Annotated in this window: 30 protein-coding genes and 1 pseudogene; 6 read left to right on the forward strand and 25 right to left on the reverse strand. The window is 50.0% G+C overall.

Annotation, left to right across the window (positions count from 1 at the left end; all coding sequences use genetic code 11):
* The first annotated feature begins 155 nt into the window (after positions 1–155).
* From KQI66_RS08250 to KQI66_RS08260, 3 genes are all read left to right on the forward strand, one after another.
* On the forward strand, positions 156–1,001 hold the full coding sequence (locus KQI66_RS08250) for a patatin-like phospholipase family protein (RefSeq protein ID WP_216428480.1): 846 nt from the start codon (positions 156–158) through the stop codon (positions 999–1,001).
* A 32-nt stretch (positions 1,002–1,033) separates the two neighbouring features.
* Positions 1,034–1,741 carry a gamma-glutamyl-gamma-aminobutyrate hydrolase family protein gene (locus tag KQI66_RS08255; protein ID WP_216428483.1) on the forward strand — a complete coding sequence of 236 codons (708 nt, stop codon included), beginning with the start codon at positions 1,034–1,036 and terminating at the stop codon, positions 1,739–1,741.
* Between the two features lie 129 nt (positions 1,742–1,870).
* Positions 1,871–2,014, forward strand: a complete 144-nt coding sequence (locus tag KQI66_RS08260) for a hypothetical protein (RefSeq protein WP_216428485.1) — start codon at positions 1,871–1,873, stop codon at positions 2,012–2,014.
* A 33-nt stretch (positions 2,015–2,047) separates the two neighbouring features.
* Here KQI66_RS08260 and KQI66_RS08265 read toward each other — a convergent pair whose 3' ends face one another.
* The 6 genes from KQI66_RS08265 to KQI66_RS08290 form a co-directional block, all read right to left on the reverse strand.
* The gene (locus tag KQI66_RS08265; RefSeq protein WP_216428488.1) at positions 2,048–3,553 is read right to left on the reverse strand and encodes a recombinase family protein; all 1,506 of its coding nucleotides are present in this window, start codon (positions 3,551–3,553) and stop codon (positions 2,048–2,050) included.
* Positions 3,554–3,639: 86 nt separating this feature from the next.
* Positions 3,640–3,825 (reverse strand): hypothetical protein, encoded by a 186-nt coding sequence (locus KQI66_RS08270; protein WP_216428490.1) that lies wholly within the window; start codon positions 3,823–3,825, stop codon positions 3,640–3,642.
* A 137-nt stretch (positions 3,826–3,962) separates the two neighbouring features.
* The gene (locus tag KQI66_RS08275; protein ID WP_216428492.1) at positions 3,963–4,133 is read right to left on the reverse strand and encodes a hypothetical protein; all 171 of its coding nucleotides are present in this window, start codon (positions 4,131–4,133) and stop codon (positions 3,963–3,965) included.
* A 345-nt stretch (positions 4,134–4,478) separates the two neighbouring features.
* On the reverse strand, positions 4,479–4,901 hold the full coding sequence (locus KQI66_RS08280; protein ID WP_216428494.1) for an RNA polymerase sigma factor: 423 nt from the start codon (positions 4,899–4,901) through the stop codon (positions 4,479–4,481).
* Positions 4,902–5,378: 477 nt separating this feature from the next.
* Entirely contained in the window at positions 5,379–6,422 is a 1,044-nt protein-coding gene (locus tag KQI66_RS08285) for a C45 family autoproteolytic acyltransferase/hydolase (RefSeq protein ID WP_216428496.1), read from the reverse strand.
* Entirely contained in the window at positions 6,423–7,292 is an 870-nt protein-coding gene (locus tag KQI66_RS08290) for an AraC family transcriptional regulator (protein ID WP_216428498.1), read from the reverse strand.
* Positions 7,293–7,493: 201 nt separating this feature from the next.
* Between KQI66_RS08290 and KQI66_RS08295 the strand changes: the two genes are divergently transcribed.
* Positions 7,494–7,850, forward strand: a complete 357-nt coding sequence (locus KQI66_RS08295; protein ID WP_118481125.1) for a helix-turn-helix transcriptional regulator — start codon at positions 7,494–7,496, stop codon at positions 7,848–7,850.
* A 214-nt stretch (positions 7,851–8,064) separates the two neighbouring features.
* On the opposite strand, the gene KQI66_RS08300 is transcribed toward KQI66_RS08295, so the two are convergent.
* Together KQI66_RS08300 and KQI66_RS08305 are read right to left on the reverse strand one after the other, a co-directional pair.
* The gene (locus KQI66_RS08300) at positions 8,065–9,468 is read right to left on the reverse strand and encodes a relaxase/mobilization nuclease domain-containing protein (RefSeq protein ID WP_117498393.1); all 1,404 of its coding nucleotides are present in this window, start codon (positions 9,466–9,468) and stop codon (positions 8,065–8,067) included.
* 82 nt (positions 9,469–9,550) lie between these two features.
* Positions 9,551–9,841 carry a CD1845 family protein gene (locus tag KQI66_RS08305; protein ID WP_117498391.1) on the reverse strand — a complete coding sequence of 97 codons (291 nt, stop codon included), beginning with the start codon at positions 9,839–9,841 and terminating at the stop codon, positions 9,551–9,553.
* Between the two features lie 208 nt (positions 9,842–10,049).
* Between KQI66_RS08305 and KQI66_RS08310 the strand changes: the two genes are divergently transcribed.
* Positions 10,050–11,189 (forward strand): toll/interleukin-1 receptor domain-containing protein, encoded by a 1,140-nt coding sequence (locus KQI66_RS08310; protein ID WP_117498389.1) that lies wholly within the window; start codon positions 10,050–10,052, stop codon positions 11,187–11,189.
* 39 nt (positions 11,190–11,228) lie between these two features.
* Here the strand turns inward: KQI66_RS08310 and KQI66_RS08315 are convergent, their stop codons facing one another.
* The 17 genes and pseudogenes from KQI66_RS08315 to KQI66_RS08395 form a co-directional block, all read right to left on the reverse strand.
* Positions 11,229–11,573 (reverse strand): plasmid mobilization protein, encoded by a 345-nt coding sequence (locus KQI66_RS08315; RefSeq protein WP_416388317.1) that lies wholly within the window; start codon positions 11,571–11,573, stop codon positions 11,229–11,231.
* The gene (locus KQI66_RS08320; protein WP_153919649.1) at positions 11,570–11,755 is read right to left on the reverse strand and encodes a DUF4316 domain-containing protein; all 186 of its coding nucleotides are present in this window, start codon (positions 11,753–11,755) and stop codon (positions 11,570–11,572) included. The genes KQI66_RS08315 and KQI66_RS08320 overlap by 4 nt, the downstream gene beginning before the upstream one ends.
* Positions 11,756–11,764: 9 nt before the next feature.
* Positions 11,765–12,178 carry a hypothetical protein gene (locus KQI66_RS11570; protein WP_253287728.1) on the reverse strand — a complete coding sequence of 138 codons (414 nt, stop codon included), beginning with the start codon at positions 12,176–12,178 and terminating at the stop codon, positions 11,765–11,767.
* Between the two features lie 341 nt (positions 12,179–12,519).
* Positions 12,520–12,882: a cysteine-rich VLP domain-containing protein gene (locus KQI66_RS11575; protein ID WP_173005673.1), complete on the reverse strand. Its 363-nt coding sequence runs from the start codon at positions 12,880–12,882 to the stop codon at positions 12,520–12,522.
* Positions 12,883–13,048: 166 nt separating this feature from the next.
* Positions 13,049–13,663: a DUF4366 domain-containing protein gene (locus KQI66_RS08335; RefSeq protein ID WP_153919657.1), complete on the reverse strand. Its 615-nt coding sequence runs from the start codon at positions 13,661–13,663 to the stop codon at positions 13,049–13,051.
* Positions 13,653–13,907: a DUF4315 family protein gene (locus KQI66_RS08340; protein ID WP_117498380.1), complete on the reverse strand. Its 255-nt coding sequence runs from the start codon at positions 13,905–13,907 to the stop codon at positions 13,653–13,655. Before KQI66_RS08340 ends, KQI66_RS08335 begins: the two co-directional genes overlap by 11 nt.
* Positions 13,908–13,927: 20 nt before the next feature.
* Entirely contained in the window at positions 13,928–15,793 is a 1,866-nt protein-coding gene (locus KQI66_RS08345) for a C40 family peptidase (protein ID WP_216428500.1), read from the reverse strand.
* The gene (locus tag KQI66_RS08350; RefSeq protein WP_330587937.1) at positions 15,786–18,188 is read right to left on the reverse strand and encodes a VirB4-like conjugal transfer ATPase, CD1110 family; all 2,403 of its coding nucleotides are present in this window, start codon (positions 18,186–18,188) and stop codon (positions 15,786–15,788) included. The genes KQI66_RS08345 and KQI66_RS08350 overlap by 8 nt, the downstream gene beginning before the upstream one ends.
* Positions 18,136–18,525, reverse strand: a complete 390-nt coding sequence (locus tag KQI66_RS08355; RefSeq protein WP_153919667.1) for a PrgI family protein — start codon at positions 18,523–18,525, stop codon at positions 18,136–18,138. Before KQI66_RS08355 ends, KQI66_RS08350 begins: the two co-directional genes overlap by 53 nt.
* A 42-nt stretch (positions 18,526–18,567) precedes the next feature.
* A pseudogene (locus tag KQI66_RS08360) lies at positions 18,568–18,966 on the reverse strand (DUF7007 domain-containing protein); the annotation flags it as partial.
* A 45-nt stretch (positions 18,967–19,011) separates the two neighbouring features.
* Entirely contained in the window at positions 19,012–19,878 is an 867-nt protein-coding gene (locus KQI66_RS08365; protein ID WP_216428502.1) for a VirB6/TrbL-like conjugal transfer protein, CD1112 family, read from the reverse strand.
* Between the two features lie 20 nt (positions 19,879–19,898).
* Positions 19,899–20,111, reverse strand: coding sequence for a Maff2 family mobile element protein (locus KQI66_RS08370; RefSeq protein WP_153919671.1), 213 nt, complete (start codon positions 20,109–20,111; stop codon positions 19,899–19,901).
* Between the two features lie 106 nt (positions 20,112–20,217).
* Entirely contained in the window at positions 20,218–22,026 is a 1,809-nt protein-coding gene (locus tag KQI66_RS08375; RefSeq protein WP_330382836.1) for a VirD4-like conjugal transfer protein, CD1115 family, read from the reverse strand.
* Between the two features lie 8 nt (positions 22,027–22,034).
* A complete protein-coding gene (locus tag KQI66_RS08380) occupies positions 22,035–22,505 on the reverse strand; it encodes a PcfB family protein (RefSeq protein ID WP_153919674.1) in 471 nt (156 codons plus the stop codon).
* A gap of 90 nt (positions 22,506–22,595) precedes the next feature.
* Positions 22,596–23,312, reverse strand: a complete 717-nt coding sequence (locus tag KQI66_RS08385) for an antirestriction protein ArdA (RefSeq protein ID WP_153919677.1) — start codon at positions 23,310–23,312, stop codon at positions 22,596–22,598.
* A complete protein-coding gene (locus KQI66_RS08390) occupies positions 23,305–23,652 on the reverse strand; it encodes a DUF7768 domain-containing protein (RefSeq protein WP_117498342.1) in 348 nt (115 codons plus the stop codon). The genes KQI66_RS08385 and KQI66_RS08390 overlap by 8 nt, the downstream gene beginning before the upstream one ends.
* A gap of 310 nt (positions 23,653–23,962) precedes the next feature.
* Complete coding sequence (locus tag KQI66_RS08395) at positions 23,963–25,429, reverse strand: ParB/RepB/Spo0J family partition protein (RefSeq protein WP_330655096.1); 1,467 nt, start codon at positions 25,427–25,429, stop codon at positions 23,963–23,965.
* 193 nt (positions 25,430–25,622) lie between these two features.
* Here KQI66_RS08395 and KQI66_RS08400 point away from each other — a divergent pair, with 193 nt between their 5' ends.
* A complete protein-coding gene (locus KQI66_RS08400; protein WP_216428503.1) occupies positions 25,623–26,255 on the forward strand; it encodes a helix-turn-helix domain-containing protein in 633 nt (210 codons plus the stop codon).
* Positions 26,256–26,314: the final 59 nt, after the last annotated feature.

Below are 26,314 nucleotides of genomic sequence, written 5' to 3' on the forward strand. Positions count from 1 at the left end.
AATATTTTTCCACTTTATTCCCAATATTTACACCTCTTAGTTTGAATTTTAACCACAAATGTGATATTCTAAAAAAATAATTACTGCTTTACCGGTTAATTATAACAATATAGCTGTGTATAAGCAATTTACAGATATATAGGAGATGATTAAAAATGAAAACGGGACTTGTGCTTGAAGGCGGTGCAATGAGAGGAATATATACTGCCGGCGTTCTTGATATATTTAATGAAAACAATATAAAGGTTGACGGAGTTATCGGTGTGTCTGCCGGATCTGTCCATGGCTGTTCTTATATTTCCGGTCAGAAGGGCAGAAGTATAAGATACACAATGAAATATAGAAGAAATCCAAGATTTATGAGTCTTCGCTCGCTTATTAAAACAGGTGATATATGTGAGGCCAAGTTTTGCTATGACGAGCTGCCGCATAAGTTGGATTTATACGATAATGAGGCATTTAAAAAATCGGGAATAGATTTTTATGTTGTCTGCACCAATGTTGAAACCGGAATGCCGGAATATATCCACATAAAGGATATGTTTGAGCAGATGGACGCCGTAAGAGCATCGGCATCTATGCCGTATTTATCGAAAATAGTCGAAACCGAAGGCATGAAACTGCTTGACGGCGGTGTGTCGGATGCTGTTCCGGTTAAAAAATTCATGGAAATGGGATATGACAGACTTGTGGTTGTGCTTACAAAACCGAGAGGTTATCAGCCAAATCCGAACAATGTAACGATGACAAAGAAATTATATTCAAAATATCCGGATTTTGTTGATACGCTCATAACAAGACATCTTCGCTATAAAGATAACCTCGATTATGTAAATAAGCTTGAGGAAGAAGGAAAGATACTTGTTGTAAGGCCTACCGAAAAGGTTAAAATATCAAGAACCGACAAAAATCTTGAGCACATTTGGACGATGTACCAGCTTGGAAGAAAGGATTGTACAGATAAGCTTGACAGTATAAAGGAATGGCTTGAAATTAATTAACATAAAAATAAAGACAGCAAGGAGGAACAGCTATGGAAAGAAAACCTGTTATCGGCGTAATACCGCTGTATGATGATGAAAAGGAAAGTATTTGGATGCTGCCGGGATATTTTAACGGAATTTCTGCCGCCGGAGCAATACCGGTTATGTTGCCGTTAAATGCCGGAATAGATGAGCTTATTCAGCTTGATAAATTTATTGACGGCTATCTTTTTACCGGAGGACATGACATAAATCCCGATATGTATAATGAGAAGAAATCGGATAAATGCGGAATTCCCTGCGATGCAAGAGACGGACTCGAAAGACTTGTGTTTGACATTGCGGAGAAGAACGACAAACCGATTTTGGGAATATGCAGGGGCATACAGATTATAAACGCACTTATGGGAGGAACGCTGTATCAGGATTTGCCGACCGAGCATAAATCCGATACAGAGCACCATATGACTCCACCCTATGACAGAATACAGCATTATGATAATGTTATAGAAGATACTCCGCTTTTTGAGCTGACGGGAAAAGAAAAAATTGGTGTGAACAGCTATCATCATCAGGCGGTTAAAGAGCTTGCGGAAAGCTTGGAGCCTATGGCTGTTTCCGAGGACGGACTTATCGAGGCTGTTTACGGCAAAAACAGAAAATTCCTTTGGGCGGTGCAGTGGCATCCGGAATTTTCATATAAAACGGATGATATTTCATTGAAAATATTTAAGGCATTTATTGCCGCTTGTAATTAAATATATTCAACGGTTTTAAGACGTTTGGGTAATAAAATAATCTTAATATATTAATAATCGGCATAAAAACTAACAGCAAAGACACATAATACTTGACACTATATGATGACAGAAAGCAGGCGCATACTTATGAAAACGATTGACACAAATGACTGGGTAGTAGTGAATAACATTATATATAAGCTTTATGCCGCAGATGATACAGCAAAAATGTGCGGACAGTTTTTTCAGGACATGAAAGCAACGGTGTACAAGGGGCTACAAGCGGTATAAAGAAACAAGTGGTTTGATAGAGTGGAAAGAGTGTCAGATTTTCCACTCTATCTTTACATAGTCGCTGGTTGCGCTGATTGAAGAAATCAGGCCGTCAGCGGCTTTTCGTTTGTCCTCAAAGCTGATATTCTCCCAATCGTCCAGATACCCGGACAGCAATTCAATCTGTTGGGAGGACAGCGTTTCAACGGACAAGTCGGCTATCGCCTTGGACAGCGTTTTTCTGCGATTGTCCAAATCCTCGATTTTCTTGTTGGCATAGGCCAGCAAGGTGGCGTTGGCCCCGGTCAGCGTATCAAGCAGTTTTTCAATCTCGGCCTCTACCTGTGCAAGCTCCACCTGATAGGCGGTGATTTTCGGGTTTGCCTTTTCCTCGCCGCCCCGCAGTAGCTTGAACTCCCGGAACTTTTCTCCCATGGCGGTAAAAATGAACTGTTCAAACTCCGTCTTGCGGAGAGTGCCGCACCCCGGACAGCCCTTGTGGTCGGCCCGCTTGGAACAGCGGAGATATTCATAACCAGAGGGATTGTGGGTCGTTTTGAGTGCGTACCCGCATTTCCCGCACTTGATTTTCCCTGCCAGCCAAGTGTTGCGGGCCTTGCGGCCATTCTGGAAGGTGGTGTTTGTCATCAGCTTCTTGCGGCACCTCAGCCAAACATCAGCAGATACAAAGCCTTCATGGGGCGCAATCACAAGGATCTGGTCTTTCAGGCTCTTGTCCTTGTCCTCCTTCACATCCCGGCCTTGATAGAGATAACAGCCATTTGTCCCGGCGAAGTCGGCGGCATCATTGACTACCACCGTACCCTGACTTTTGAAGAACTCATACATTTCCAAGTCGGCCTGTGCATAGACCGGGTTGCGTAAGAGCTGGGATAAGTAGGAACGAGTCAATGACTTCCCATATACTTTGATACCCCGTTCCTCAAAATACCGGGTAATATCTCCGAAGGAAGTCTCGGGCTCGGCGTACATTTCAAACATCAGGCGTACATGGCTTGCGGCTATGGGGTCGGCTACCATCATCTTTGTGCGGATATTCTCAACCACCGTTGGCTCCAAGTCGAAGCCATAGGGAGCTTGACCGCTCATGTGAAAGCCTTTCAGGCACCGGGAGTAATAAGCGTCTGTAACACGCTTCTGAATTGTCTCCCGTTCAAGCTGGGCGAATACGATACAGATATTCAGCATGGCCCGGCCCATGGGGGTCGAGGTGTCAAACTTCTCTGTGGAAGAAACAAACTCTACATCGTATTCCTGAAACAGCTCCATCATATTCGCAAAGTCCAAAATGGAGCGGCTTATTCTGTCCAGTTTGTAGACAACTACCCGGCGCACCTTGCCTTTGCGTATCTCGCCAAGGAGCTTTTGAAACTCGGGCCTGTCGGTATTCTTGCCGGAATAACCCTTGTCCTTGAAAACCCGACAACTGCCGCCTTTCAACTCATACTTGCAGAAATCAATCTGGCTCTCAATGCTGATACTGTCCTTGCGGTCTACGGATTGTCTTGCATAAATTACATCTTCTCTAATATTCATGTTGGGCTCCTTTCCTGTGGAATGGAGCTACCAACCTACAAGTATATTATACCATTGATAGCCCCGAAGGACAATGTTGTCGATGGTCAGGCCGGGGTATCGCTGGCCCTTCTGTACTTGCTGAACACCTCATAAAGACAGCGTTCAATCTCCTTTTTCCGCTTTTCCTTTTCCTTCGGAGAGAGTACCGGCGTAAGACTTTCCAGCACAATGCTTTTCCCCTGAAAATGGACGGTTTTGGTTTCACTCTGATAAGTAACGGATTGTACCATTGAAGCCTCCTTTGCGTAGTTGGTTGACTGCCAGCATTTCCCGCATTGTCCCTGTGGGGAAAAGCGAAAGGACAGCACCCGGCAAAGAGTGCTGTCCTTTCGTTCTTCTCCACGCCTCGGGCCAACTTGGCCCGAGGTCAATATTGCCAATTTTCGTAGTAGTGCGCCGCCTCCTCAACAGCGCAGAAATCAAAGACTTCATAAAGCTCAACGAGCACCTGATGAATGTCCTTTGCATGGAACCCACAGTTTTCCATGGCTTTGATAACATAGCCACGGCAAGCGTCGTTGCTCCATTCCTCATTCATAGTCAAGACCTTCTTTCTTATAAAGCTGGGGGCGCTGACGCTATATGTTTGGCCTGTCGCAAGACAACTGTTTTTTCCGTCAGTGTCCCCGCTGGATTGTGCGGCAAATCGGAGCGAATAAGTTGCCAACTTATTCCTTGCGGCCCGTTGCAGATCGTGGCCGTGGAGATGGCTTGTCCCCACCTGCGGCATGAGTAGTTGTCGCTCGTTTTCCTTATGGAAAAGTCTTGGCGTACCTGTTGCTTGGCTCCCTGCCAAGCACTCCGAGTTACCCGCTATTCAGTTGTGTGAGGAAGGTTCATCCTCTCATTAACCGTGTCAGTTAGAACGGGAAAAAGAATAGGCTCACAGAACTTTTTCCAAATATTTTTTCATGTTCTCCAAGCCACGCTGGATGGCGGCGTTGATGGCCCTTTCCGTCACACCTTCTGCGGCAGCAATCGCTTTGACCGAGTGGTTCAGCAGATAGCGCTCAAACACCCGCTGGCCCTGTGCGTCAGGCAGACTATTCAGTGCATGGCAGATATGCTCGAAGCGTTCCATGCGCTCGATCAGTTCTTGCGGAGAAGGGTTAGAGAAGCAAGCAGAATATTCAATGCCGTCCTCGGCATCCAGCGAGTAGTGCGCCTTATTGCGATAGATACGACGGCGGCTGGCCTTAATGTACCTCTGACCCGCCAGCAATTCTTCCGCAACTTCTTCCGTGACTTCGACCATAACATCTTCCATATACCACGGGTAAAATTCCCGCAAATTGATTTCCTTCATTGTGTACCTCCGTTTCGGTGTTGGGGATTGACGAGTGACCGAAGCGGAGGGCGGCGGAGAGCGGCACCGGGGCTGGACTTCGGGCCAAGTTGGCCCGAGGCAAAGCAAAAGAAATGCGCCCGCACAGCAAGACGCTATGCAGACGCATGAAATTACATTATCATAATTGTACTGATATATTGTACCTTCATAGCCAGACTGTCCCGGAGGGGGAGCTACGCTTTTTTTAGCTGGTGAAGGTCATGGGAATTGTGAGAAAGTAAGATGGACACGGCGACACCCTCCTATGGGCCGCCGTGGGGTTACTGAATATCCAAAAAGAAACAGCGGCTCTGAAAAATCAAAGCCGCCCTTGTGGATATGTTATGATGGCGTGGAAATGTACCTGCCTGTCAGCGGCTTTTTTTCTTTTCTGCCGCTGGGCAGATTGATAAAATATAAAAATTCGATAGCCCCATATCTATGTATGCGAAAATCCTATTTGCCAAACTTTATGTCGTGTAGCCTGCTGTCTGTTACGAATTTCTTTTTTCGTGGATCGCCCTCTGCTCGATATACCATCAAACTTTTTAGATTGAATATCGAACTCCAAACTGTTTGAAAATTTGGATCTTCATATTGACACATAAAGCCATATTCACCTTTGAGAAGGCGTGTAGTGGTTTCAAAATAATCGTCAGTAATCTTGTCTATAAAGCTATCCATAACGACTTTATAGCGTTTTGCAGAATCGTAATCATCACCCTTAGCATCGTCATAAGGAGCATATTCATCAGAAGTGAAGCTATTGACCGTACATACAATGTTACCGTTATCTGATGTCACAGCTTCACGAACTCTTTTTTGAGTTGGAGTACATTCGACGACAACCATCTTCCCATTTTTATCTGCGAGAAGAATGTTGCAGTTAGACGCTATTGGCAATTCCATAAGTAAAGCCATAGCCATTTCAGTATTATTTGCCTTTTCCAATAGGTATCTAACAATGAAACAAGAATTGAAACCCGGTTTAATCTTTTCAAGTCTGGTCATAACAAAAGTCATAGCAACCGCTAAACCATGTTCATTTAACCCTTCCTCTCCGTTAATAAAAGAGGAAGTAGTAATGTTGAAGCGGTTTCCGTTTATAGGCGAGTAGATTTCGCTTTTGCTACCATCTCGTAAATATGGAGGCAAATCATTATTGCGTCCATAAATTATATTGCCATCCTTTGAGTAAGCAAAAGCGGTACATCCTCTGATTTCAACTGGAATATTATTTTCCAGATTATACATACAACACCCCATACACAACATCCATGATATGAAGGATATATAATCGGCACCTATGGTATCACTCACACCTCTTATTTCCTCACATACTTCTGGGAAAAATTTTCTAAGTATTTTTTCGCTCTGCTTTCCATGTTCTAACTGGAAAGTATCGAGATGAAGTGGAAACGATATGTTGCCTCGTTGAAAGATTGTTCCTCTTTTAACCCCCATTTGGTAATGTTCGCCTTTCAATCTTAAATGGTACATTTATGTGTTCTCCTTTTTCTTTTTAATTGCAATCCATACTTCCGAATGTCCATGTATCGTTCCATCCTCAACAACCGGATAGACTTCAATATCAGGTAATCCCGCATATTCATAACCGGAAAAGGGTAGCCATTCAGTATAAAAACGACGAAATACACTTTGTACACTTTCTTTGAAGTAGCCATCGTTTTCAAATATTACCCAAGTTGTTGCAGGTATTTCATACTCATACATTCCTTCGGGTACGAGAGCGTCAGTTGAAGCCGCAATATAATAGAAAATGTTGTTTGGATTTTGATAGATGCTTATGCCCAAAACACCTTTTGGTTCTTTATGTGTAAAACTGCATATCTGATTAAATTGTACTGTCGTCAAAGTATGTTGCCAAAAAATTGGCACACTTTTTATGTTAGTTTCAAAATCCTCTACCAAAGGGGCGCGCACACCAACAATACGCATAGCTCCCTTTTCCTCAATGTGATATGACATTGCACTTCCTCCTGTAATGTGGACAGAAAATTTAATAGCTGGATAAGCATTTAATGTACTTCCAATATCTTTGGCCGCAATCGGAGAAATGCCATGTACATTTTGAAATGCCCTATTAAAAGATGTAGGGGATGTGTACCCATATTTTAATGCGACCTCCAACACTCGTTTGTCTGTCCGTTGTAGCTCAAAAGCAGCCTGTGTCATTCTACGGCGTCTTATATACTCAGCTAATGAAATTCCTGTGATGTAAGTAAACATCCGTTGAAAATAGTAGGTTGAACAACACGCTATCTGGGCTGCTTCATCGTAGGATATTTCACTATCCAAATTATTTTCTATATAATCTATGGCGTTGTTTATCTTTTTCAACCATTCCATTCCTTTACCTCCTTTATGGACATTATATCTGACACAAAGAATTTAATCCTCGCTTTCTCTGCGCTCTTTTGTAAACTTTAACTCAATAAAAATTTATGTGCAAGTATGCGATGGGACAATAAAATACTACTAAAACATAAAATTGTGTTTCGTTCTCATAATCAAACCCGAAATGTAGAATAATATATGGGTGATATGAGAATGTACCAAGATGAAAGACGGCTCGACTTCCACGCATTAGGCCGGGAGATCAAGCGCAAAAGAGAGGCGAAAGGTTGGACGCAGGAATATCTTGCACAGCTTGTAGACCGTACCCCACGCTCTATCATGTATTTTGAAAACCGGGGTCAGCATCCAAGTCTGAATACCTTTTACCAAATCGTCACCTTGCTGGACATTTCCGTAGACCAATTCTTTTATCCTGACAGGCAGAACAGCGAAAGCGACTGCCGCCAGCACATTGATAGATTGCTTAACTCAATGGACGAAAAGGAATTGACGGTCATGGAGGCCACAGCAGAGGGACTACAAAAAGCCAGAGAAACGGAGGTCAAGTAAAAAGGGCCTTCGTTTTTCTTGTTTTTGGGGACTTTCCGGGGGTTCCGCTAAATGGCAAGCAATGCTTCTGTGGCCACAGAAGCTATTTTCACAAGCCCGGCCTTGCGGCCCGTCTGTGAAAATTTGCTTGTTGGGGAGCCTCCCCAAACCCGGCGCTTCGGGCCAAGTTGGCCCGAAGTGTTAGCGTCGCTTTGCTCCTTATGCGTCACAGTCCCTAACGCTCCTGTTCCTTCTTTCTGCCCGGCTCCGAGTAGCCCAGCAGATAGTCAATGTTGGCCTTGATGGTCGTGACCTCCTGCATATCCGCCTTGGTTTTGCGGTACTCGGCGTAGAGCTTCTTTTTCTGTTCCGAGAGCTTGCGGCCTTCCTCTTTGAGCGTGTCCATCTTGGGGAGCTTGGCCCCGCCGAGGATGGCTTTGAAGTCGGCACAGGCCGCCCGGTAAAGTTCAATATCCGCCCCATGCTCCGCAAGAAACTTCTTACTGTATTTGCTGGCCTTGTACTTCTCAAAGACAGGCCGGGTCTTGGCATACTGCACCGTTGCTGCCTTCAATTCCATGTTAGTATGGAGGGCCGCTTCGGTGCTTTTGATTTGGTCAGACAGCTTGTGAAAACGCTCCGTGGCCGCTGTGGCCTTCTGCTCCAACTGCTCATAATCCGTCAAGCCGTTGTCTTGCAAATAAGCAAGGGCGGCGGCCATTTGTTTGAGATTGAACACCTTGGCCCATCGCTCATAACCGGGGCCTTTTCCTTGGAGCCGAGATTGAATGTCAATAGCCAGACTGATTTTTGGGCGAGGCTGACCGGGCCGTTGGCGGGAGCCTGACAAGGCGGCCCGTATGTCCACTTCGCTGTAACCTTCCCCGAGAGTATCAGAGCGCAAGCGGGTAAACCGCTCCTGACCGGGAGCCCGAAAGCTGATTGCACCCCGCCGTTGTTTGACCTCATAACCCGCCTGCTCCATCAGGGAGAGGAACGCCGGGAAGTCGGTGGGCCTCTTGGCAAGAACGGTATCAATGGTGGCCCGCAGTCTGTCCTGATAGGTCAACGGCTTTTTCTGTCCGGCCTGCCACTCCCCATAATTGCGAAACTTGCCCTTGCTCCGGGGCTTGGGATTTTCCACGATGGAGAGCCCGTTTTCCAGACACAGACGGTCAGAGAGCCGCCGCAAGGCGAAGGACGAGCCCCAGAAGTTGCGAAACTTCCGGGTACAGTCAAGGGTAGTAGAATTGTAGTAAATGTGTGAGTGGATATGCTGCTTGTCCGTGTGGGTCGTAACAATGAAAGCGTGTCGGCCCTTCGTCCAGCGCATAGCCAGCTCATAACTTATCCGATTTGCTTCTTCTGGCGTAATCTCTCCGGGATAGAAGGATTGACGGATCTGATAGCATAGCACATCAGAACCCTTCTTTTGTTCCCGGCCTGTCATGGCCTTGTAGCTGGCCTTTGCCAAAAGAAACTCAGCGGCTACCGTGGCCGGGTCGCACTCATAGGAAGATATGTATTTCCCGTCCTCCGTCTTTTCAGGATTTTTCCCATAGTCCAGACAATCACGAATAGCCTCGGCTATACTTTCTCCTTCGTTGGCGTGGCGTTGCAGCAAGGCAGTTGTTGCCAGAGAAAATCCCTCCCTTCATAGAAAACGGCGGCCATGCAAGGCCGCCGTCCATATTACTTCGGGACAACTTGGCCCGAAGCTATCAGCTTGTGATGAATTGCCGCAGAGACAGGTTTAAGCTGTTCAGCCCCGTAATAACAGCGCCCGTCACCGCCTGCAAGCCGAAGGGCGAAAGCAGGAACGCAATCCCCAGATAAATGACGCCGCCCACCGGGTAACTGATGAAGAATAGCCCCACGCCCAACAGTGCCATAATAATCGAGGCCGTAGTCAGGAGGAAGGAGGACACAGAGAACAGGAACAACAGAACGGTAACAAGGATAGTCAGCAAAACGATAAACGGTGCAGCAATCAGTTTTAATATAAGTCTCATATCTTTAGCCCCTTTCTATCTTTCTACCTATATTTTACCATGCGGGCGCAGGGGCAACAATGTTGCAGACGGTTAGTAAATCTTGTCCCGGCGCACCTCGGGCCAACTTGGCCCGAAGTAATTGTGTTTCTGCTTATTTCCCTCTTTATAAACAAAGTTTGCTTTGGTATACTATTGGTAAATGATTGCAGATTGAGGGGTGAAATTTGTGAAAAACGATTTATTATGTTTGATTGAGCAAATAGATTATATTAAGTCCTTTTTCCATATTGTTGGTGGAACTGGTATCCCACAGCTAAATGTGATTTATGACAAGGCCGAATTTTCTGCATGGAAACAGGAATTGCAGTTGGAGTTGGAGGGCATCCATGACCGCACACATGATAAATTTATTTGGAGCACATTAACACTTCTAAAGCAGGGGTTTAGTGGTTGGAAGGATGAACAGTCGTACAATGAGTTGAGCGGAAGCCTTTTAGCCATTCGGAAAAATATTGACAAATATTATCCGGCAGAAATTAACCGTACTCAGAATGATAATGACAAGGAGGAACAAGAGATGCCACAAAAAAGCCCGAAGGTCTTTATAAGCCATTCAAGTCAAGACAAAGATTATGTTTCTTGCATTGTGGACTTTTTAGAAGATATAGGTCTAACACAAGAGCAACTATTTTGTTCATCAATTCCGGGATATGGTATTCCGTTAGATGAAGATATTTATGATTATTTGAAACAACAATTTCAAGAACATAACCTCCATGTTATCCTCGTCCTTTCAGATAATTATTACCAAAGTGTTGCTTGCATGAATGAAATGGGTGCGGCATGGATACTGCAAAATAAGTACACAACGATTTTACTTCCAGGCTTTGAATTTAAGGAGATAAAAGGCGCCATCAATCCGAGAAAAATTGGGCTAAAGCTGGATGGCGATTTAACCGAGGTCAAGGAAAAATTGGGACAACTTAAAGACGCATTGGCACAAGAATTTGGACTGGCATCTATTCCAGATGTCCGTTGGGAGCGTAAGCGTGATACATTTATTTCCGCAATATCTAAATACAGAGAGCCCAAACAAACAATCAGTGATAATGCGTTAAAACTTTTACTTGCTGCTTGTGAAGCTAATGATGGAACTATTTTGAAAACCACCGATTTATCTGGTACATATATAGAAACAAATAGTCAGAACTTCATTACCTCACAGGAACGACGAGAAATAGCCCAATGGGAAAGCGTGTTGGAGGAATTGGTGAGCGCAGGTTATATAGAAACACGAGGGAGCAAAGGTGAGATCTTCGTTGTTTCAAAAAGTGGGTATGATTATATCGAACAGCTAAAATCATAAAAGTAGGGGCAACAGCTAATTAGTTGTTGCCCCTACTTATTACTTCGCGACGATAACAGACAGCTCCGTGAGCACATCGGACACCCGGCCCCAGAGCTTTTCATAGTCCCGCTGGAGTCCGGCAATCTCCTCCGGGTACACGCCGAAGGTGTTGGCATGGACGGCCACTTGATTGAGATTATTGGCGCACCGCCGCTGTAAAGATACCAACTCCTTGACCGGGGCAAGGTCTACATGGAGAATATAGCCGTTTAGGGCCATCTTCCGCATATAGGCCCCGGCGTTGGTAATACCCGCCTCGGCCATGCGCCGCTGTATCTGGGTCAACTCGTCCGCCGTGACCATCACATGAAGGTGCCTGTCACGCTTGCGCCGGGCCGTCAGCGTTCCTCCCGTTCCCGGCTCCGCTTGTGGGCGGGCGGCTCCTTCACTCTGTCCAGCTCCTTTTTCTCCGGCCCCTTGGGGAGCGGCGAGAGCGGTAGGTTGTTCAAAATGCCGTCCAGCATATTGCTGTTCTGTTCCTCGGAGAGCTCGACTGTCAGCAGGTGGTTGTCTTTTTCGTTCATAGCGTCCTCCTATCTGTCCTCACGGGACTTGTTGTGTTTGGCCTTGTCGGGCTCCTTCGGGGGCTCCGCTCTGCGGGCCGCCTCCTTGAGCTGGGCTGTGATGGAGGGTCGGGCCGCCCGATCAGGGTTTCCGGGAGCCGGGCGCAGCTCGTAATCGTCCATCTGCTCATCTGTCAGGGGCTTCAAATAGGTCAGTTCGCCCCATGCCCGCATGGTGCCGCCCTCCACCATGCGCCGCTCGTCAAAGTTGATGATCTCCACGGGAGCGTTGCCGGGCGGCTTCGGGAAGGTGCCGAGGTCAACAGGCCGCTGGGTGGAATAGTAGCGGTAATACGCCGCAGGCTCCCGGCCACCTGTGTGCTCCTGCACCTGAAACAGCTCCTTGTAATCGTCAATGCGCTTGGCGAAGTCCTTCTCCGCCATCTGGCCGTCGCTGTGGTAGTGGCCCCAATAGTAGTCCCGCTGGCCGTTTCCCGTTTCGGTAAACTGCCATGTGACAAAGGGGCTGGGGGCCGCCTCGTCATAGCCCAGGGCAAAGCCCCGGCCATTGCCGAAGGTGATGGACTTCAAAATCTCATAGCCTTGGTTGATTTCTATGTGGGTTCCTCCTTTCCGACTTCGGGCCAACTTGGCCCGAAGTGCATGAATGTTACGAAATACCCGGTCAAAACGGAGGCAGAAGGTATTAGGGTATTCCGCCCCGGAAAACAGGCAGGAAAAAGCCTGATATTCCGGGCTTTTTCTCCGGGCAAATCGTAACAGGTCTATCCGTTTTTCAGCCGCTTTTTTCTCATGCGCTCCCGGCTCCTTCTGCGGTTTCCCTCGGCCTTGCAGGCGTCGGAACAGTAGGCTTGCCGCCCCTCCGGGAGAAAGGGCCGCCCGCAAACGGCGCACAGCCGGGTGTCCGGGGCTGGGCCGTCCTCGCAGATGGAGGCTGTCAGTACCGGGTCAAGTGGCAGAACGGCCTCCCGGAAGTAGCGGCAATAGGCCCCTGTCCAACACTTGCCAAGCATATAACACTCACAATCCAGCGGCAGGCAGCCATACTCCCGGTCATAATTGGCGCACATCTCCGTGACCAGTTTTCGGATACCCTTTCGCTCGTCACGGGTCAGTTCCCGGCACATCAGGACTTCGGGCCAACTTGGCCCGAGGGGCGAAACTGCTTGCGGCAATGGCCTTTTCTGTTGCCGCACTCTTTCAAGTGGCGGCATCCGGCACAGCGGTCAGCGCCGCCACGGCCCGGGCGGGGGATCTCTTTCATCATCTTTTCGTAGGGGCTGTTGGTAAAGTTCATTCCTCGTCCTCCGTTTCTTCCTCAGTCTCCATATCTCCATAGGGGTCGGCTTCATCGTAGTCGTAATCGTCCTCGTCCAGCCCAGCGGCTTCATGCTTAGGGCGGTAGACCTTGAAATAGTAGGCCGCACCACCGCCCACCAGCGCCACGGCGGCAACCATCAGAAGATTGCCGACAGGAAAGGCTGTGTCTTTTTCCGGTTCAGGCTCCGGCTCGTGAACAGGTTCCGGGTCAGGTTCGGGCTGGACAACCGGCTCTGTTACTTCGGGCTCCGGGTCTGCTTCTGCGAGAGCCAGAAGGTCTTTTTCCGTGACAGCGTTCAGGAAATACACATTGTTCTCGGTGCGCTGACGGTCAATGACCAGATAAAACACATTTTCGCTGGGGGTGGTAATCGTAAAAAACTCCTTGCCGTCCTCGTCGGTAGCATTATCCACCACCGCACCCGTTCCATCCGGGGTGAAGGGCTTAGTAGTGGTTTCCTCGGCAGCAGGCAGCTCGGTTTCTGCAACGGGCTCGTTACTCTGGGCGTAGGCTGTGGCGCTCATGCAGGTAAAAGAAAACAGGGCGGCAGTCAAAACCGCAGCCCTGCGAAAAAACTTATTCTTCATGTTCGGTATCCTCCTTTGCTTCATCAGACTTCGGGCCAAGTTGGCCCGAAGCGGTAATGCCGGGATTGCTGAAAAACTCAGCCAGTTCGGCGGGCGTCAGTTTCAGAGAACGAACAGCCTGAACAATCATGCTGTTTTCTTCTTCCTGACGCTGTTTCTCCAAATCCCGGATTTTGGCCTGCCACTCGGCAGCCTTCTCCCGGGCCTTCGACAGCTCTTTGTCAATTTTTTCAAGTTTGGTCATGGATAGCTCCTTTCTGAAAATCAGTTCAAGCGCCCAAAGGCGTAAAAGTGTTCCTGCCAGTAACTTGTATTGATACTGGCGTATTTAATAGGGTCGCCCGCATGGATCATCATTCCGCCGCCCACATAGATACCCACATGGGAAACGGGGCCATCGCAAGCATAGGTTTTCGTGAAAAAAACCAAGTCTCCGGGCTTTGCGTTGGCAGGTGATACATAGGAGCACTGGTTGAAAATTCCCGTGGCCGTGGTGCGTGGCAGATTATGAACGCCGCTTGCCGTGTAAACCCAGCAGACAAAACCGGAACAGTCGAAGCTGGTACTTGGAGAGGAGCCGCCCCACACATAGGGCCAGCCCAGATATTTTTCTGCCTCCGAGATCAGCGCCGCAAAGGCCGGGTCGGAAAGGGCCTCGCCCGGAATGGTATAGTCGCTTCCGGGGTCATAGCTGCCTCCGCTGCTTGTGTAAATGTCATCCCACAGATAAGGCTTGTTGCCCTTGAGCTCCAAGGTTATGTCGTAGATTTCCTTCTGCTCGGCGTCCAAGAGGGAGCCAACCACCACGGGGAGGGTCTTGTTCTGGAGCCGCACATGGAGAATGTAATACTCATACGGCACTTCATAGGTGTCGGTGTGGGTCGTTCCATCCTCGTCCGTCCATGTGTCCGTTTCGGTGCGGTAGCGTATCTCCACTTCCTCGGCCAGCGTCAGTTTGTACTGTGCCTCAAACAAGGCCCGGAGTTCTCCCTGCACATTCTCCCGGGTGTAGGTGCGGAGTTTGGCAATCAGGTAGGAAGTCAGCTCATAAGGATTGTGGCCCAGCTCGTCTACTTGGTAACGGTACTCGTCATAGCCGGGATGGGTGCGCTCGATGTTGGCGATTTTCTCCCGGAGCTCATTTTCAAGGGCAGTATAGTCCTTGTTGGCCCCTAAAATATCCTCGTCCTCGGCGGTGTAGGAAGTCCCCACCACGGCGTTCATCATGCCCGTACCCAACGATGGAAGGGCGGAGAAAACGGAGTTGAGTATCAGAAACAGGCAGAACAACAGCAGAATAATGACAGCGCCGCCCTTATGCCGCCGCACGAATTGAGCGGCATAGGCCGCCGCTTTCTCGGTGGTGGTTGCCGCTACTCCCGCCGCCTTGGCGGTCTGCCTTGCGGCCTCACGGGCCTGCTTGGCATATTCCCGCTTGATTTTCCACTTCTGGGCCATGCGGGAAAGAAAAGTGCTGTTTAGCTCCGGGTTCTCCTGCACCATTTTCTGATAGTGGAGGTCTGCATTGGCCTTCATTGTTCGCCGTTCCCACTTCCTAACCTGACGGGCTGGATGCTCCCTGATACGCAGCTTGGCATAGCGGCTGACCTTATGCGCCCCGGCCTCCGCCAGAAGCTCGGTCTTGTGGGCTCCTTCCACACCAACATTTTCGTGTTCGACCTCATGGATTTTGCGGTGTCCATAGGCCCACATACCAGCCCCCGCCACCATGACCGCCTGCTTGGGAAGGCTGGGCGGCTTCGGCGGCTCCTGACGGGATAGCTTTTCCTTTGCCATTTCCAGCCGGACAACGGAATGTTCCGCCTTGGCTTCGGCCCGTTCTTTCTTTTTCTCCCACTTGTCTTTCTGATCTTTGCGGGCGGCCTGTTCCTCGCAAACGGTATCTTCCCGGGCCTCGCCGTCCTTCCGCAAGCGGGAGGACGGCTTTTCTCGTTCGCCGTCCTGCCTGAATTTCCCGGTACTCTGGGACTTCGGGCCAACTTGGCCCGAAGCCTGCTCCCCGGCCTGACGGGTCACTTCTTCCTCAGTGAAGTGGAGCCGCCCACGCTTTACCCGTTTCTCACCGTTTGTTTTCTTCGGGTCAACCTGTCCCGAAGCGTCCTTACTCATTCTGGGCCTCCTTTTCCTCCGGGCGGGTGGTCATAATGGAATAGAGCTTGGTATTCTTCGGGAAACGGTCAACAAACGGAATGGTCACATTTCCGAAGAACAAAAGGCCCTCGCCGGGATTGGAGTGGGTCACATAGGAAAGCTGGTGGGGGCTGATACCCAACTGCTTCGCCAAAATCTGCCTGTCTCCCTGTGCCTGTGACAAAAGCACCATGAAATCAGAGTTCTCAAAGATGTTCTCGATCTGACGGCTGGCAAGGAGGTCTTTCACATTCTGGGTCAGGGCGCTGGGAACACATCCTTTTTTACGGAGCATTTTCCAGATGGTCACAAAATAGCTGGAAGTCAACTCGTCCTGCAACAGCACATGGAACTCGTCGTAATAGCACCATGTAGCAATACCGCAGGAGAAGTTGTAGGAAACCTGATTGTTGGACAGGTCGTTGAGAATGTGCATGGCAATTTTGCGGAGCCCGGAGCCCAGCTTCTTCAAATCGAAGCACAGCACTCGGGCGTTTTTATAGTCCACATTGGTTTTGTGGTTGAACAGGTTGAGTGAGCCCGACACATAGATTTCAAGGGCCGTTGCCAGCCGCTTTGCCTCGGGCTCGCTCTGCTGGCACAGAAGGTCATACAGGTCTTGAAGCGTCGGCATAGGTGCGTGTTCCGGGTCGTTGAGCAAATCCCGGTACACCATACGGGCGCAGCGGTCAATGATGGTACGCTCGACGGGCTGTAAGCCGTCTTTGCCGCCCACAATCAGTTCCATGAGCGAAAGGAGAAAATCGCATTTCAGACTGATAGGAGAAACCTCGTCATCCATGCTCAAATCCAAATCCATAGGATTGATGAAATGCGGGCTGTTGGGGGCAATCTCCACCACAAGCCCATCCTTCCCAAACTGGCGCACCAGCGGGGAATATTCGCCCATGGGGTCAAGGATGATAATACGGTCATTGGTGGCAAGAAACACATTCACAAGTTCCCGTTTTCCGCTGAAGCTCTTGCCGCTCCCCGGAACGCCGAGGTACAGCCCGTTAGGATTTTTCAGCTTCTTGCGATTTGCCATGATGACATTATGGGAAAGGGCGTTCAGGCCGTAATAGATGGCCTCGCCGTCCATGCGGAGCTCCTGCGTCATAAACGGAACGAAAATCGCCGTGGAGCTGGTTGTCATGCCACGCTGTACCTCAATCCCGTTGTAGCCGAGGGGCAGGCTGGACACAAGGCCCTGCTCCTGCTGGAAGTCCAGCCGCTTCAAAAGGCAGTTGTACTTCTGCATGATACCCGATACGGTGAACAGGTCGTTGTCCAGCTCTCGGCGGGTGGCGGCGGTATTTACCACAAGGAAGGTCAAAAGAAACATTCGCTCGTTGCGGCTTTGCAAATCATTCAACAGGTTCTTGGCGTCCTGACTGAAAGTGACGAGGTCAGGGGGAAGAATGTCCATGTCGTAACCGCTTCGGACGGCTTTTTTCTGTTCCTCCACCTTCATCTTGTCAATATCGCTGACTTTGCCCTTGATGGTTTTGATGGCCTTAGCCTGATCGACGGTCTGAATGTGCATGGTAATGGTCATTTCAGCGTCCACCTCCAACAGCTCGGCAAGGAGCTTGTCGGAGAGTTCGGAGGCCATAATCTGCATATAGGAGGCCGCTCCCCAAGTGGAGCCCATGCGAAACAGCCGGGTTTGGCGGAAGTCAAAGCTGGTAGGGGCAATAAAATCTTTTGTTCCCATTCCGGTCTTGGGTATCATATCCCATGTGAAGCGGAAGGGCTCTGTGCCGCCGGGGTGAAGCTGGCCGTGCAGTATCTCTAAGCGTTCCAGCCCGTTCAGGGGTCGTGACTGTACGCCCAGCTTTTTGAAGTTGCTGGAAATGTCCGCCTCTACACGCTCCAGCCGGGGCCTTGCGGCGGCGAGGCTGTCTGCCGATACCCCGAAGGTCAGCAGCTTTGTCCGCACAATGCCGTTGTTGCTCTTTGCAATTTGGCCCTCCAGCATTTCCACATACTCACTTCGCATATCGATGTACCCGTCCTCCTTCATGGGGATATTGAGCTTGTATTTGCTCTCGGGGCGGCTTCGGTGGTTGATAAAGGAAAGCTGGAACGGAAGGGAGCTGTCGAAGGAATTAAGAAAAGCGCAATAGCCGTCAAAGATGGCTGACTGGTCATCAGCCTGCGCCAACTGATAGTTAATGTCCTCGTATTCCATGCTCTTGGTATAGAGCCTGTCATTGACCCGGCAGATACCGTCCTTGAAAATCTCCCGGTACGGGATGGTCTGCTGTGCGGTCTGCGGCCCGACCTTTCTTGCCGGGGCCTGCTTCTTGGGGGTACGGTCAGGACGCTTTCTTTCTGCGCCCGGCCTTGCGGTCTTTGCGTTGGTCTGCAATCGGGTGTTCCTCCTTTCTGCTCAGAAAAGCGTAAAAATTATCGGTTTTATAGGGCCTGACCTTCGGCAATAAAAACCGTGTTCGGATGATGTTGCGGAGCACCTTTTCAAAAGGAAGCCCGTCTTTTTCAAACATGGCGAACAGAAAACACGGCATCATCAGCCCGATCATCAGGAACAGGGCCGTACTGTTCCCAATGTGAGAACGGGTAAACAGGTAAAACGGAATACCGATACCGCCCGCTATGGAGAAACAAATAAGCTGGCGCTTCGTCAAGTTGAAGGCCAGCTTTGTTTTAATTCGGCTCAAATCGTTAGGTACTGGCACATAGGCCAAAGAAATCACCTCCTTGGTGCTTCGGGCCAACTTGGCCCGAGGTCATCGTTCTGTCTGGCGGGCCGTTGCCCCCTTTCGGGCGGTCTGCACCGCCTCAAGGCCCGACTGTCTGGCCCGCCAATACTCGGGGTTATACCGCTTGATAGAGCGGTTAATGTTTTCCTCAAAGGCGGCCTTGTCTTTGATACGCTCGGGGATCTTCCAGAGCTTTTTGTCTAAGAGCTCCCGCAGCACCACTTCCTCCTGCGTATCTTCCTCAAAGCAGAGGTAGCCGCCACGCCGGAAACCGCACCGCTTGGCTGCCGGGGAGAGAAAGGCCGCCACATCGTTTGAAACCATCGTCCCGCCATGGCTGGCTGTGCTCACAAGGAACACGCCGGGGCAGAGTGTGTCGCAGGTCTGTACCGCTCCCCACGGAGATTTGTTCGGCTCCTGATACATTTTTGCCTCCTTCCAGCTTCGGGCCAAGTTGGCCCGAGATATGATTTAATGGGCTCCGAATATGGACTTTGACAGGCTCCCGGTCTTAAAAAGCACGAAAACAAGGAGCACCGTGTAGCCTACACATTCCCAGATAGCGGCCATCATATCGCCACTTGTAGCGATACTCTGCACCAACACGGCGTAAATCGCCATGCACACCATAATGAGCATCCCCTGAAAGCCGATGGCGAACAGGGATTTGAAATAGTTGTGGCCCATGTGGCCCGCCTCCCGGTTTGCGCTGGTGGCAAAGGGAATGGGGGCAAGGCTCGTCATCAGGTAAATTTCAATCATGCGTCCGTAGACGATGACGAAAATCACGATATTCAAAGCCGTCATGGTAAACTGCACGAAGAACGATTGCAGGAAAATACCGAGGAGCGGCCCCAGTTCCATGGCTTCAAGCTGGGCCTGCATATCATTCAGTACATCCGGCGTGACGGCGGTGGAGCCTTGTATCAGGCCCGCCGACTGTTGGATGACCTGTTGGGACACATCAAACACCGCCATGACGATATTAAAGGTGTTGGACAAAATCAGCACCGCCACGAAGGTCTTGAAAATCCATTTGAAGAAAATCCATGTATCGAAGTTGTGTAGATTGTTGTGGTCTATCAGCATTTGAATGAGCTCATAGGTCATCACGAAGGTAAGCACCAGCCCGGCAATAGGCAGGATGACCGTTTCGGAGAGCTGCCGTATCATGGAAAAGACCCCGGCGTTCCATGCCGCCGGGGTCATTCCTACCTGTGCCGCAATCTCTCCGACCTGCTCATTCACACCTGTAAAGAGCCCGCCGAGGTTTCCCATGATACCCTCGACCAACAGCCCTTTGAGCCATTCCGTGATAGCGTCGAAGATACTTTGCATAGCTTACTCCTTTGCGAAGATTAGAACAGGTTTGCCAGAAGCGGGATCAGGTTCATACCCAGCAGGACAATGCCGCCGCCAGCCATGAGCTGCTTCATACCCTGCGATTTGGAGGCAGGATTGTCGGCTCCGTAACCTTCCAAGAGGTTGACGATACCCCATGCGCCGAGGCCGCAGCCGATAGCCATAACGAGAACCTTCAGAGTGTCAACAGCAGAAGCGAAAAATTCCATATACATTTCCTCCATTTGATAAAAGATTGAATTGTGGGTATCAAAAAACCGCCCTTTCAGGCGGTCTCCGGCCTCGGGCCAACTTGGCCCGAAGTCCATCTATCAGTTAAACGAAATCGTCTGCGCTGTCCAAATCATCATAATTGAGAATGTCAGCGTCCTCGTCGGAGGTGTCCACCTCATACACCGTGTATTCTTCCTCGGGCTTTAGTCTCAATCGCCGGGAAGTCAGGCGTTCCAGATGGAAGGCGTTTCGTTTACTGTCATGTTCCGCTGTGTAGCGGTAGTTGGGGTGCTGCTTCAAATCATACTTGGGTGAAAAGAATGGGGGCAGGCCCCGAAGCTGTAACAGGCACTTGTTTCCGGGCATGGTGGTGATCTCGCTGGTTGTCAAAAGCTCCCGGCCCAAACGCTGGGTATTAAGTCCATAGCTTTCGGACTGCCCCCGTGTGCGGCTGTCTGTCTGCATGGAGATCGTCGCTTTTCCCAGCCAGTTTTCCGAAATGTCCTTTAGCGTGGAAGCCTCCCGGCCTCCCAGAAACACAATGCTGTCCATATTGCCCATGATGGTTTCCGCATGGTCTTTATAAAGGGCCTTGCATTGGCTCATGGCCTGATAGAACAGGGTCAGGCTGATTTCTCTTGACCGAATAACGGCCACGATTTTCTCCAGCCCCGGCACCTGCCCGGTATTGGCCGCCTCGTCCCACAGCACACGAACATGATGGGGCAGGCGGCCACCATATTTGTTGTCGGCCCTCTCGCACAGAAGATTAAACATCTGTGAAAATGCAAGGGCCACGATAAAGTTATAGGTACTGTCCGTATCGCTTATCAGGAAGAACAGGGCCGTTTTCTTGTCCCCGAGCTTATCAAGCTCCAACTCGTCATAGCTCATAATCTCCCGGAGCTCCGCTATATCAAACGGGGCAAGCCTTGCGCCGCAGGAAATCAGTATGCTTTTGGCAGTTTTGCCGCTGGCCAACTTGTATTTGGCATATTGGCGCACAGCGAAGTGCTGGGGACTTCGCTTGGCAAGGCCGTCAAACATATAGTCCACAGCGTTTTTGAAGCTCTCGTCATCCTCCCGGACTTCCATGCTGTTTATCATTTCCACCAGCGTATTCATGTTCCGTTCTTCCTCCGGCCCCTCAAAGACGATATAGGCCACAAGAGCACAGTACAGAAGGGTTTCCGCTTTCGTCCAGAACTCGTCACCTTCCTTGCCGTCCCCCTTGGTATTGGCAATCAGGGCGTTGACGAACTTCAAAACATCGCTTTCCGTCTTGATATAGGCCATGGGGTTGTAGTGCATGGATTTTGAAAAATCTATGCTGTTGAACACCTTGACCTTGTAGCCCTTCTTCTTTTGCAGAAAATAGCCGCATTGGGAGAGTGTGCCGCCCTTGGGGTCTACCACCACATAGGAAGAATGAGCCTGCAAAAGCTGGGGCGTGAGCCAGAAACGGGTCTTGCCCGAGCCTGACGAGCCGATGACGCAGGCGTTTAGGTTACGGGCGTTGGCCGGGATTTTTGGCCGGGTGTTCATGGTCAAGAACTCCGTCCCGGTCAGGATGACATTGTTTTCAAACTTAGGGTCAACAAATGGCTTTATATCGGCCTCTGTACCCCAGCGGGCCGAGCCATATTCCATATCCCGGCGAAATTTCCGGGCCTTTTTGATTTTGGACTGTACCACGAAATACAGTATCACGGCCCCGGCTACACCTACGGCAAGGTCAAGGAGGCCCAGCCCCGGTGCATAGATCTGAAATACCGGGCCGATGGTCTTGACCATACCGAACAGCTTTTCTCCGAGGTTGGCTCCCGCCGCCATGCGATAGGCTGTGCCGCACTTGGAGAAAAACCAAAATGCTATGAGATAAGGGAAATATGGAAGTACATATTTCTTGATTTTCTTACTTACCGTTCCTCCTTCACCGCCTCTCTGACCTGTTCTTTCTGCTTTGGCCTTGCCGCAATCTGCTCTACGAATTGTCGAAGCTGACCGAGGATAGACGGCCTGCCCTGACTGCGGCCCATGACCTTTTCCGTATATTTGCCGAAAGCCGCTTGAATGGCGTCGGCCTGATCTGCCTTGAAAAACAGCAGATAGTGGCCGGGGCCGGTCTTGTGGAAAGCGTAGTCCACATGGAACGCCTTGGCGATACGGTCAAAATCCTTGGGAGCCCCCACATATTTCATGGCGTTTTTACCGCCGTGGTGGTTCATCAGTTTCCGCACGCTCTGCCGCCCCTTGGGCCGTTTGGCGGCTTCTTGCTGTTTTGCAATTTCCGCAAATACCTTTTTGCAGGCCGCAGCCAGCACCTTACCCGAGAGCTTTGCTGCTTTCACGGATATGGCGATTGTCCGTTCTTCTACATATTCCTGCATACTGCCTCCTTTCCTCCGAGTGGGTCAGAAAACCGGGCGCCTCGGAACATCGCCCGGAAGGGAGAGCCTCGGGCCAAGTTGGCCCGAGGTCTACCGTTCCTCATGGAAAGGCCCCGCCTTCTCCTTGTGAGGAGTAGGTGGGGCCTCCTTAAACTGTTTGATTGCCGCCAGAATAGAATGGGTTTCCTCCTTTTCGTCCCGGGCGTGGACTTTGGAAATACGGTACTCGTCTGGAATATCGTCCAGCCCGGTATAGTGCTCCACAAAGTTACTCCGATTATCCGCCACATAGCCGCCGGGAGCGAAGTGGCCGCCGTCATTGATACGAATATCCCGCCCGTATGCTTCATAGTCGATGTAGTCAATCAGGTGTTCAGGCACCTGCATAGCCTCAAAATCCTGAATATACATACGGCCCAGTTCTTCTTCGCTGTTGACATCGGAGTAAAAATCGAAGCAGTCAAGGTTCTGTGTCAGGTTGATTAAGTCCCTGACGCTGCTCGTGTATTCTCCGGCATCCATGACTGCCTCCAGCTTTTCCAGCTCGGCCGGGGTCATTTCTTCCAGAAGATGTGCTAAGTAATTGAGCTCGTCAAGGCTTTCATATTCCCCGAGGTGGTCAGTCAGCCCCAGAATATCGCTGTCATAGTCGGTAATGAAATACTCCTCATACTGTTTTCCGTCTATGCCAATCCGGGAAAAGAGGGCCTGCACTTCCTCAACAGTCGTAGGAAATTTTAGATATTCCCCAGCCCCGGCCCCTCGCTCCGGGTAGAGCCCCAGATTGGTCACATAGGCTTCAAACATCGTGGCGGCCCTGCTGGTTGACTGTCAGGATACCGTCAAGGGTAGTGGCCGTGATGTTCAGCCGCTTGGCTACGGCAATATCGTTTTTCACATCCTCGTCCACCTCGTCACCGCAGACCACAAGTACATGAGAGCGGCGCAGCATATCCCGGCGCATATCAATCCCGTTTTTGTGTTCCTCCGGGATAGCGTCGTTGATGAACAGTGGCAGATAAAGAATAGGGCAAATAGGAGAAAAGCCCGCCTCGTATGCCATGCGGCAATAGCGGGCGGCCAGCTCCATATCGGTATCAGGATCGCCGCACCATGCGGCGGTAATATACGCTAAAGGTCTTTTCATGGTTTTGTACCTCCGTTTCTACATATTAAAAAGAGCCAGACAGAGGAGCCCAACCCCTCCGCCCCTTCCCGTGGGAAGGGGAACGGCTCAAAGGAATATATATCCCCGTCGCTTGCCGCCTGAAAACATAACCGGGAGAAATCCGTCAAGGGTGCCTTTGGCACCGCCCATGGCGGCTTTGGCCCTTGACTGATTTTCCCGGATATGCTACCTGAAAACCGGCGACGGGGAATATTTAATATCCTTTGAGCTTCGGGGTGCGGGGCAGAGCCCCGCATACTGCCTCGGGCCAAGTTGACCCGAAGAAGCGTTACTTTTCCTGCTGTGCGGCCTTTTTCTCCGGCTTGGCCACTTCCTTCTGCTGGCCCTTCCAGTCATCCAACAGCTTGATAATCTGGTCTTTCATTTCCCTCGGAGTGGTTTCCTTCCCGAAGTATTTGCCCAGTTCTGCACCAGTTAAAATCACTTTGTCTACCTCCTTTTTATCCTCCATCATAATTCCGTCGATCACATCGCCATTCAGAACGCCCTTCTGGTCAAGCTCCCTCATGCGCTGGGCCTGCGAGAGCGAAGGGGCCGACTGCTGGCCTTCAATGGCAACGGCGATATACCTCTGATTTTTGGGCTTGATATAAGCCAGCTCCACCGCCGGGGTAAATTTGATTTGCCCGGCGTCCATCATTTTCTGCAAATCAGGAACAAGGTCATTGAGCTTGATATACCGCTGTACCTGTTTGACCGTCATTTTGTTGCGCTCGGCTACGATCTCATTGGAGCGCCGCCCGGCGTCCTTCGGGTCAAGTTGGCCCGAAGTGGCCTCCTTGGCTCCTTGGTGCTTGATGGCCTCCAACTGCATTTTCAGGGCCTTGGCCCTTTCACTCGGCAGGATATTTTCACGCTGGTTGGTATTGTCCTCCACCATCTGCGTGATGGCCTGCTCGTCTGTCAGGTCACGGACGATACAAGGCATATCCACGAAGCCCGCAAGTTCGCTGGCCTTCTGGCGGCGGTGGCCCGACACGATTTCATACCCGCCGTCTTCACGGGGACGGACGATAGCAGGTTGGGTCACGCCCTTATCCCGGACGCTGGATACCATAGCCTTCATTTCCTCGTCATTACGGACTTGGAAGGGATGATTTTTGAAGGCGTGGAGTTCGGACAGCTTGATATAAACAATCTGTTCCTCCTTGCCCGGGCGTGGAGCCTCGGCAGGAGCCGCAGGCGTTTCAGCCTGAACGGGAGCCTTTACCTCGGGCGTAGCCTTGGCGGGCTTGGGAGCCTTGGGGGCTTTCTCCGGTTTCTTGGCGGGAGCGGGTTTCTGCGCCGCCTTGCCCTTCTTGCTGGGAGCCTCTTTCTGTCCGGGAGAAGCAGTTTTTTCCTTGTCTGCCTTGGGTGGACGGCCTCGGCGTTTCGGGGACTGGGACTGTTCCTCCTGCTTCGACCCGGCCTCCTTGGAAGGAACGGGAGAAGCCGCCTTTTCCGGGGCTTTTGCCTCCTGCTGGGCGGCGGCTCGCTCCGTGGCCTTCTTCTCGGCCATGATTTCAGAGAAGTTAAAGACCGACACGCTGGCGGCCTTTTGCTCCTTGGGAGCGTCTGCGGCCTTGTCCTGTGCTGGAGCCTCCTGTGCGGGAGCTTCGGCCTTATCCGGGGTTGGAGCCTCGGGAGCGGACTGCTCCTGCTTGGAAACCTGTGCGTCCACTTCGGGCTGGGCCGGGGCAGGGCCAGAGCCCGGCCCGGTTGCGTCAGTTACGATTTTTGCTTTTTCATCGGCCATTCGCATTTCCTCCTTCTTATTTGATGGCATGAAAAAAGGGCCTGACTTTTTGCAGTCAAGCCCCGCTTGTAGGGATACCTCCTTTCTCTGCCTATGAAAAAACCGCCCTGTGTCTCATTAGGGCGGTAATTTCAGTAGGTTGGCAGTCCATATTTGGTTGTTTTATTCTGTATCCCTTTGTCCACCGACGCAAATGGTTCTTGATTTTGATTGTGCGGATTTTTATTTTGCGGACGAGAAGGGTAGACTCGGTTCACCTGTGTTTTATAACTGCGATACAGATTATTCCGACTTATACAATCAATATAGTTTTGGCAGTGATACAGCTTTCGGTGAAAAAAATCTTGTATATCGTGAATCGGATATAATAGACAACGAAATAAGAAAAGAAACAGAAATATATAAGGAAATATACAAACCGAATAATATGGATTATTCGATACATATATCATTAAATATGAATAAAAAATTTATCGGCATATTTACTTTTTATCGCTCGATAGGTAAAAATGATTTCGATTATGATGATATTTTTCTTCTGGATATGCTGAAGGAGCATCTTGCACTAAAGCTTTACAGACGTATTGTTTTTGATGCGGCAGAGCATGAAAAGCTGACGGTAACGGAGGCTTCCGAAAAATACGGACTTACAAGGCAGGAAACAATGGTACTGAAAATGCTTATGCAGGGGCTTGACAACACAACAATATATACTTCGCTCAATATAAGTGTCAACACACTTAAAAAGCATATATTAAATATATATAGAAAGCTCAGAATTAAAAACAGAGTACAGATGTTTAAAATGATTAAGGAAAAGGAATAGAATTAACAGTTATTACAATTAGTTTAAGTTATTTGTAACCTATTGACGGTGCTTGTTAT

It is taken from the genome of Anaerotignum sp. MSJ-24 (genome assembly GCF_018918145.1).
GTDB lineage: Bacteria > Bacillota > Clostridia > Lachnospirales > Anaerotignaceae > Metalachnospira.